This is a genomic window from Xenorhabdus griffiniae (assembly GCF_001028135.1).
Classification (GTDB): Bacteria; Pseudomonadota; Gammaproteobacteria; order Enterobacterales; family Enterobacteriaceae; genus Xenorhabdus; species Xenorhabdus bakwenae.
Genome location: NZ_LDNM01000206.1, coordinates 1 through 512, shown reverse-complemented (window position 1 = coordinate 512; position 512 = coordinate 1). Strand labels below are relative to the sequence as shown.

The window sequence follows — 512 nt, the reverse complement described above, 5'->3', positions numbered from 1 at the left end:
TAAAAATGACTGGCATCAGGCCGATATTATTGCTGCATTACGCAAACGTGGCACAACCTTAGCGGCTCTCTCCCGCGAAGTGGGACTCAGTTCATCGACACTGGCAAATGCACTCAGCAGGCAGTGGCCTAAAGGCGAATGGATAATTGCTAACTATCTTGAAATCCATCCTTCTGAAATCTGGCCTAGCCGATATTTTGATAAACGTGGTCAACTTATTGAGCGTAAGGTTCGTAAAGTCTCTGTTGAGTAGATTAGTTTCAATGAAATAAACCATGAGATAAGATAATATCAATAGTTTTTAATTTTATACTCATGGTTATTTTTTAATGATAAATTATCAAGGAATATATTTTGAAGCATTGTCAAAGATCACCTGCATTCTCAGAAATAAAACGTGATATAAGAAAATATGCTAGAAATATGAATAAATGGTGGGGGAAACTACAGCACTATACAATTGCGGAATGGTCCTTATTAATAGGTATAGGATCTGTCTCTTATACACATCT

The 512-nt window shown here is 36.7% G+C and carries 1 protein-coding gene; it reads left to right on the top strand.

Going from position 1 to position 512, the window contains the following annotated elements:
- On the top strand, positions 1 to 253 hold a 253-nt coding region (locus AAY47_RS19715), incomplete at its 5' end, for a helix-turn-helix domain-containing protein (protein ID WP_072059837.1).
- Positions 254 to 512: the final 259 nt, after the last annotated feature.